General features: G+C 36.8%; 5 protein-coding genes. 2 read left to right on the forward strand and 3 right to left on the reverse strand.

The genetic code is table 11. The annotated features are described in order from the left end of the window. A partial coding sequence (locus ACFIKJ_RS09015) for a single-stranded DNA-binding protein (RefSeq protein ID WP_375670517.1) occupies positions 1-104 on the reverse strand: 104 nt, incomplete at its 3' end. 300 nt (positions 105-404) lie between these two features. Here ACFIKJ_RS09015 and ACFIKJ_RS09020 point away from each other — a divergent pair. Both ACFIKJ_RS09020 and ACFIKJ_RS09025 read left to right on the forward strand, forming a co-directional pair. Further along, positions 405-596, forward strand: a complete 192-nt coding sequence (locus ACFIKJ_RS09020; RefSeq protein WP_004859817.1) for a hypothetical protein — start codon at positions 405-407, stop codon at positions 594-596. 67 nt (positions 597-663) lie between these two features. Next, entirely contained in the window at positions 664-1,092 is a 429-nt protein-coding gene (locus ACFIKJ_RS09025; protein ID WP_375626922.1) for a type II toxin-antitoxin system HicB family antitoxin, read from the forward strand. Positions 1,093-1,133: 41 nt separating this feature from the next. Here the strand turns inward: ACFIKJ_RS09025 and ACFIKJ_RS09030 are convergent, their stop codons facing one another. Together ACFIKJ_RS09030 and ACFIKJ_RS09035 are read right to left on the reverse strand one after the other, a co-directional pair. Then, positions 1,134-1,682: an antA/AntB antirepressor family protein gene (locus ACFIKJ_RS09030; protein ID WP_375627533.1), complete on the reverse strand. Its 549-nt coding sequence runs from the start codon at positions 1,680-1,682 to the stop codon at positions 1,134-1,136. Positions 1,683-1,916: 234 nt separating this feature from the next. Continuing rightward, positions 1,917-2,201: hypothetical protein (locus tag ACFIKJ_RS09035; protein WP_375670521.1), on the reverse strand; the 285-nt coding region annotated here is incomplete at its 5' end.

Here is a 2,201-nt window from a genome sequence, read left to right on the forward strand (position 1 = left end):
TCAGAAGTCGCTATACTAAAATTGACTATTTCTGCTCCAGAATTCATTGTTTTGCTTTCGGGATTAGCACCAAGGCGTCCGATTAACGTCACTTTATTTAGCATATTTGTAGCCCCATTAGATTAGCAATTTATACATAAAAAATCTTAGCATAATTTGCGTATTTATTCAATTATTTCAGTTTATTAATAACAGTTTTTTAAGTATTACATTATAATATTATTTGACAAATTATTCATCAAAAAACCATGTCACACAAATGGCACGGCTTTCTTATTTCTGCTTTTAACTTTTCAATAAATATTCTTTCATTAAGAGTCTGTATCAAACTTTTTTGTTCGATTTATTGTTGACTATCGAACCTTTTTGTGCGATATTCATTTTATGCAGAAAGGGGAGGCTAAATGAAACGAGAAGCACTGCTTAGAGAGTTACGTAAAGAAGCCAGAAAAAGAGGCATTCATTACAGTGAAGCTCCTGATGCAGGTAAAGGGTCACATTATTTGGTAACTTTTGGAGACAAGACAACCGTTATAAAATCTGGTGAATTGACCCCACTTTACGTGAAAATAATAAAAAAGCAGTTGGGGGTATGAGTTACTCTCTCAACGGCTTTAATTTTTCGTTTCAAAAGCATTTTGATCATGGCGAGGAGACCTAAACATGGAATACACGTATCAAGCAAAACTGGAATCTGATCCAGATGGTGGTTTTATTGTAACCTTTCCAGATGTACCAGAAGCAATAACAGCTGGAGAAAATAGAACTGAGGCATTAGAGAATGCTGTTGAAGCTTTAGGGTTAGCATTACGGAGCTATCCTATGCGCGGTTTACCTTTACCAGTACCACAGCAATATAAAGACCTTGTAGAGGTCACGGTAGATGCGTGGAATGCTCTTAAACTTGCAGTGGTAGAAGCCTTTAATGAAGCGAATATCACAAAAACAGAATTGGCTAATCGTTTGGGTAAAAAAGAAACAGAAGCAAGACGCATTCTTGATCCAAATTATCCAACTAAGCTTCAAACATTAGAGCAAGCACTGAGTGTTCTTGGCAAGCAAGTTGTTATCACAATCAAAAATGCGGCTTAACTTCCTCCCCACTTTTAAAATGGGGAGTTATGTTTTTAAATCTAAGCTGCTTTTACGGCAGACCTTGCTAGAACCTGTTTTGCTTCTTTAATGAGAGCTTTATATTTTCTGTTTTCTTCATCTACTCTGAAGGCATCAAGAAGACGCACATGAATTGGACCTAAAAGATATAAAACTTTTTCACCAGCGTTCATACCTTCCCAATAGCTTGGCAAATCAAAGCGCGTATCACGATCATAATCAACAGATTGGTTTCTCAGTTTCTTTTCACACTCAATAAAGTAACGGCGTGCTTGACGTCCTTTCTCATTGCGTTCAACCATTGAGAGCTCTTTCGCCATGTCTAGAGTGAGATGATATTCTATTGCTGTAACAGCTCTAGATTTTGCGCTTCCCAATTTTGGGAACCGCAAATCTTGTGTTTTTATGAAATCTTTACCTTCTTCAAATGTATATTGATTAATACGATCTGTAATCCAAGTAGCGAAACGTTTTCCTATTTCCATGAATGCGTGTAACTCACGCGCATTGACCGTTTGCACAATTTCTTGTTCAATAATTTTTTCTGATATTTTAATGAGTGTGTTCATAATATTGGTTCCTTTGTTTTAAAAGTTTAAGTATCCAGGGCTAAAACAACCGAACCAATTCAGTCCTTCACATCTTTAGGTTACCCTTGGACATACATGTGAAGACCCTGGAATAATAAAATGAAGGGCAACAGATCTTTCGGGATACTGTTGAACCGATTGGTTACAGGTGTTTTAAGCCTGCCTCGTAACCTAATAGCTTTTAAAAATTTGTCAAGTTGTTCCTGATATGAGTTAGCATCTAATCATTGTTTTTTCAGAAGCTTCCGATAATTTTTTGATCTCTTTATTGATCTCATCTATAAGAGGTTCGTAATTGAGAATGCTTTTCGGAATATTCCCACCGTAAACCCATGCTTTTACTTGCGCTTTGGTACTAAAATCGGCATTCTTAGGTGTTTTGTAATACTGTCCGCCATCAAACTTTTCACATTCTCTTGTGCCGTCTTCATATTCGTAGAGGTTGTAAAAATACTCCTCTGCTCCGTCCCCCCAAGGAACATAACCAACAGCTGTTGC

Origin of the sequence: Bartonella sp. PS7NMGDW, assembly GCF_042193585.1 — a bacterium.
GTDB lineage: Bacteria > Pseudomonadota > Alphaproteobacteria > Rhizobiales > Rhizobiaceae > Bartonella > Bartonella grahamii.

Excerpts from the sequence above, each read along its gene's own strand:
- ACFIKJ_RS09030 (WP_375627533.1), bottom strand. The coding sequence starts at position 1,682 with ATGAACACACTCATTAAAATATCAGAAAAAATTATTGAACAAGAAATT.
- ACFIKJ_RS09020 (WP_004859817.1), top strand. The coding sequence starts at position 405 with ATGAAACGAGAAGCACTGCTTAGAGAGTTACGTAAAGAAGCCAGAAAA.
- ACFIKJ_RS09025 (WP_375626922.1), top strand. The coding sequence starts at position 664 with ATGGAATACACGTATCAAGCAAAACTGGAATCTGATCCAGATGGTGGT.